At 51.4% G+C, this 4,809-nt stretch carries 7 protein-coding genes; 6 read left to right on the forward strand and 1 reads right to left on the reverse strand.

The genetic code is table 11. The annotated features are described in order from the left end of the window. From M3N55_RS16490 to M3N55_RS16505, 5 genes are all read left to right on the forward strand, one after another. A partial coding sequence (locus M3N55_RS16490) for a transposase (RefSeq protein ID WP_249060960.1) occupies positions 1 to 175 on the forward strand: 175 nt, incomplete at its 5' end. 59 nt (positions 176 to 234) lie between these two features. Continuing rightward, on the forward strand, positions 235 to 459 hold the full coding sequence (locus M3N55_RS16495; RefSeq protein WP_249060955.1) for a hypothetical protein: 225 nt from the start codon (positions 235 to 237) through the stop codon (positions 457 to 459). Between the two features lie 169 nt (positions 460 to 628). Then, positions 629 to 847, forward strand: coding sequence for a hypothetical protein (locus tag M3N55_RS16500; RefSeq protein ID WP_249060956.1), 219 nt, complete (start codon positions 629 to 631; stop codon positions 845 to 847). A gap of 258 nt (positions 848 to 1,105) precedes the next feature. Beyond that, complete coding sequence (locus tag M3N55_RS16900; protein WP_428982687.1) at positions 1,106 to 1,339, forward strand: HGGxSTG domain-containing protein; 234 nt, start codon at positions 1,106 to 1,108, stop codon at positions 1,337 to 1,339. Positions 1,340 to 1,688: 349 nt separating this feature from the next. Beyond that, positions 1,689 to 2,216: a hypothetical protein gene (locus M3N55_RS16505; protein ID WP_249060957.1), complete on the forward strand. Its 528-nt coding sequence runs from the start codon at positions 1,689 to 1,691 to the stop codon at positions 2,214 to 2,216. Between the two features lie 107 nt (positions 2,217 to 2,323). On the opposite strand, the gene M3N55_RS16510 is transcribed toward M3N55_RS16505, so the two are convergent. Continuing rightward, complete coding sequence (locus tag M3N55_RS16510; RefSeq protein WP_249060958.1) at positions 2,324 to 3,853, reverse strand: PQQ-binding-like beta-propeller repeat protein; 1,530 nt, start codon at positions 3,851 to 3,853, stop codon at positions 2,324 to 2,326. Between the two features lie 692 nt (positions 3,854 to 4,545). On the opposite strand from M3N55_RS16510, the gene M3N55_RS16515 reads away from it, so the two are divergent. Further along, positions 4,546 to 4,695, forward strand: coding sequence for a hypothetical protein (locus tag M3N55_RS16515; RefSeq protein WP_249060959.1), 150 nt, complete (start codon positions 4,546 to 4,548; stop codon positions 4,693 to 4,695). Positions 4,696 to 4,809: the final 114 nt, after the last annotated feature.

The raw sequence follows: 4,809 nt of genomic DNA on the forward strand, positions 1-4,809 counted from the left end.
TGTCGAGCGCTACAACCGGACGGTTCGGCATGAATGGCTGGACCAATACATCATCGAAAGCATCGAGGAGGCACAGGATCAAGCCACGAAATGGCTATGGACTTACAACAACGACCGTCCCAACATGGGCATCGGCGGCATCACACCCGCCATGAAATTGAAAATGGCCGCGTAAATTCTACGGATGCACCCTGTTAAAAATGGGGAGATTACCAAATCGACCGGGCTGAAGCCTTGCGCAAGTGGTTGCTTGAAACATGGGAGGAACCGGAAGTGCTGGTGCGCGATGTGGTGCGGCTTGGCCCGAACCCGCTGCGCGAAAGCCCAAAGGCGCGGGCGGCCCTGGTCATTCTTGAAAAGCATGGATGGCTTGTGCCGCTTGACGCGGAAACCGTGGTGCGCGGGGCTGCGCGTAAAGAGGCTTGGGCAATCGTGAAAGGGGCGCGCGATGTGGTTTGATGCACATGCCAAGCTGGCAGAAATCACAGGGCAACCTCATGCGACAACTGCGACAACTGCGACAAAATCCCCGGCTGAGCGGCCCCTGTCGCAGGTGTCGCAAGTGTCGCAACCCACTACAGCTCAGAAACCGCCCTCACGTGTCGCAAGTGTCGCAATGCCCCCATGCGTGAAATCGGACACCGCGCCCCCAGTTATCGCAGATGGGCTTAACCACGACGCGGTCGCGTATCTCGACCGTCTGCGCCTTCACGGGCCTGCAACCTATGGCGCGATGGCGACTGCCTTGGGTTGGGGTGCGACACGCGCATGGCGAGCGGAAGCTGAATTGCGCGGCGCTGGCCTGATCCAGTTCGAAATGGGAAAAGGCATACCGCAGTCGGCTTGAAAGAAGGTGACCAGCAAGACAGGCGAAGCGAAATCGCATGGGCTCTTACAAACAACCTGACAAAACTTGAGGTTTCCGATGGGCAGACCGACAAAACAACAGGCCGCCATAAGCGCCATGCTCGCCGAACTACGCCGCATTGAGCCTGATGCAGTCAAAGGATGCCGTCAGCACTGGAGGACTTGTCCAGCAACGCAGCAACTTCACCCCGATTTCAGACGATCGTGCGATGAGTGTCACGGCGTAGTCTGCGCTCGAATGCGGGAAAAAGGACTGGATGAAAACGGCCGCGCTCTGCCTCCTAGAGAACGCCCGCAATGCAGCGCGCGCGCAAGGTCAGGCTCTCTCTGCAAGAATAAGGTCATCCCGGGTAAGCGGCGATGCAAATTCCATGGTGGGCTTTCTACAGGGCCTCAGACGAAAGCCGGAAAAGACAAGATTGCTGCGGCGCAACGCTTGCGCTGGGAGCGCTTCAGGCAGGCCAGTGACTGATCTGTATACCAAGGACAGGCCAGTAGGATTCGCTCCAATGGGCGGACTGCCGACATTCGCTGCGCTTACGACCGCACACTGTCAAGCACATGAAAGCGGCCATTCATTTAACCATAGCATCTCGTGCATCCGGCGCCGGAGCGTTACGCTCGACTGCCAATCAGAGTCTTATTGCCTTCCCTGAAGATAGGCGCTAGAGTTACGCTTTGTATTAGACTTAAAAATCAGAATAGAGTGATGGGTTTTCAGTCGTTAATTCGCTCAAATAAGGTCGTCATGCCCATATCGGACCGCTAAATTGCTGAGGTTTTTTCGCACAAAAAAAATAATTCAATTCCCGCTAAGGGTATTGATAACACTGATTATATTTTTTGCTCTAGTAGCCCATGAAACGGAAGCAGATGAAACTGGTCTATTTGGCGACTGGACTGTTTCTGGAGGTGGAATCTGCATTTTGAAATATTCAGGGTGGAAATATGATTTTTCGGCTCATGTCGTTGATACAGGACGGGGGCCGTCAGTTAATATTGTATTGAAATCGAATCTTCTCGGAATGTCTTTCGGCATTAAAAATATAGATTTCTATAGTTATGAAGCGCCCGTTTATCTTAAAATTAGCAACGGTGTTGATAGCAAAGAATACTGGATAACTGCACTAGAAGAAAGTCATACCTCTGAGCACTTATCCTTCGCGCAAGATGAATCTGACTCTTGGGGATCGGAGTTGTCGTTATCTTCACAGAGAGAGATACTCGGTTTTCTGTCGCGCGGGGATAAGTTTGAAATTATCTTTCCAAATGGAAAAAGCGCGTCATTTACGCACTCTGGGCTTCGTGAAGCGCTGAGCTATTACCTGTTATCTTGTAGGTGGTTTTAATTGGAGACGGGTGCTGCTGCAGTCGTTACGCCTCAGGTCTATTAAATGCTTGGAGACGCTTCAGCCAGTTTTCTGATCATTCGTGGTTGCATTGCGCTGGATGACTATCATTTTGCGGTCCAAACGCGTGCTATTTTATCATTTGACCCGCCGGCAACGATCTGCATTCCATTGGACGATATATCTAGTCCAAGGATCACTTCAGCACCCTTCAGTTCGGCAACCTCTTGTCCACTTTCAATATCCAAAATTCGGACAGTTCCATCAACGTCACCGGTTACAACGAGGCTACCGTCGAATGAAAACTTTGCATTACGAGAAGTTATGCCAGTAGGTTCAATGAGCGTGGCTATCTCTTGTCCGGTCTCTGAGTTCCATATGCGGACTGCACCATCTGACGATGCAGTAACGATACTGCGCATGTCGGGCGAAAATTCAGCGTCTGTAACTTGGCGCGATGCCCTTATCACAGCGATTTCTTGGCCGGTCTTCGCGTCCCAAATGCGGGCTGTCGAATCATTCCCGTCTGTGACTATGCGCATTCCATCCTGTGAAAAGGCGGCAGTAAGCAAAGGTCCCGCTCTAGCGCTGAGCTTTAGGACCTCGCGCTGATTTGCGATATCCCAGATATGGGCGGTGCCATCACTCGACGCCGTGATAATCTGCTTACCGTCGGGAGAAAAATCTGCTTGAAACAAGCCACTTGGATGTCTGAGAGTTGCGATCATATCTCCTGTATTTGCATCCCAAATGCGGGCTGTCCGATCGAACGAGGCAGTAACAACCCTGCCTCCGTCAGGTGAAAAGGCTGCGTCCCACAGCTGCCCATGGTGCCCTGTCAGTGTGGCAACCTCACTTCCTGTTTCACTATCCCAGATACGAGCTGTCCGGTGACCCGAAGTAAGGATTAAACGCCCATCCGGTGAGAAGCTTGCGCTCATCACGTTTCCGGTGTGACCTTCAAGCGAAAAGCTGCTGGCGTTCGTCCAGTCGGGAGGTCTGAAAAAAACCTGCAGAAAATCATCTGCTGCTCTTTGAATTTCTGGGTCTAACTCACCAACAGATAGTTCTTGTTTCTCTTCATCCGAAAAATGATAGAAGGCTCGGCTTCTGAACATTTTTTCAAAAACCCAGGGCGGAGTGTTGAATTCATTTAAGAAACCAATGATCTCTGAAGTTGTAAACTGTGTTGCTTGCTGGGTCTCAGCTTGCCTGCGCTTAAGGTCATCTAAATCAGGATCGTAGCTTCCAACTTGATGCACAGCAAGATCTCCAACAGCCAAGCTATTTTGGCCTGCAAAAAACATAAATGCACAGGCGGAGTAACAACCACCATTATGGTATATATCTGGTACGTATGTGTCTATTCCGCGATCAAATAATATGCCAGCCATTATTAGAGATTCCCAAACAGATCCGCCACTACTCAAAAGCACAACCAGTTTGATCTCATGATTTCTGAGCGCTCGGCGGAGTTCGAAAGCATCATTCTCTTCTATGTCGGAAAAAAAGAATAGCACATGAGGAGCTGCAGCGGAGTGCAAAAATGAACCATATAGGCTAAGTCTGGCAGGTTCCTCTTCTGCTCGAAGTGCTGACGCGAAAAGAATGAAAACGATGGTAACGAGTATTTTCATGAGATATCCGGCCGTTTTGCAGCGTCCTGTCAAGCATAGTCGCGAAGTCGACGGTAGCACCAGACGTTCATTCGAGCGAGGCTTCTATACGAGGTCTTTTCTACTGATAACGTGGTCCATGCAGAGAGTAAGTGTCAAGGATGTGGCCGAGGTGATCACCACGTCGCGATGACCCATTATCGCGCACTGGCATCTTCCTCGCGAAAGCGCTTACCGGCGATGGCCCGCGTGCTGAGGAGCGCGTTGGTTAGTGTCGAGTAGCCAATCCCGGAGGGGTTGGTGAGGGCAACCGTCCGTCCTGGTTTGCGCCAGTTTGCCAGCACCTCCGCCGGTTCTTCGTCTTGCGCGCCATGCGCCCCTTTGTGCGCTCAGACCGATTTTCGGTCGGGGAGGCCTGCAGATCGTGTGAAGCTATAGACAAGTCAAGCTTTAATCAGCTTGGTCATGCTATACCTCAATGTACAGCTTGGAAAAGCTGAACAGTGGCCGAATGACCGGTTCGATGAAGCTGCACCGTAGCGATTGGTCACAAATTGAACGGCCGGTTTGGGCCGTTCTCGTAGGCAATTAAACGGGTCATCTACATCTGAGCTCCCCGCAAAATTCGAACACCGAGCCAGCCGAGCCTTCTGACTTGCACGGATGGCTGCAAGCTGTTCATTTAGCGTCAGGCTTTTTTCATAGGTTCCCACATGTATGACAACGCATTCAACCGGGTAGAGCGCGAGCTTCGCAATGAAGAAGGCGTGGCCAATGAGCTGGATTACGTCGAGCAGACCTCTTGGGTGCTTTTCCTGAAATACCTGCACGATCTGGAATCCGAGCGCCAGGGAGTGTCATGAACTTTGTGTATCTGGTCTGGCCCATGCGGGTTTCAGATACGGTTACGCATTGAAGCGATCCTCGAACATTATGGCGAAATGGTTGCGGGCGGCAAACCATTCCCGGACATTTCG

It is taken from the genome of Roseinatronobacter domitianus (assembly GCF_023336755.1).
Classification (GTDB): Bacteria; Pseudomonadota; Alphaproteobacteria; order Rhodobacterales; family Rhodobacteraceae; genus Roseinatronobacter; species Roseinatronobacter domitianus.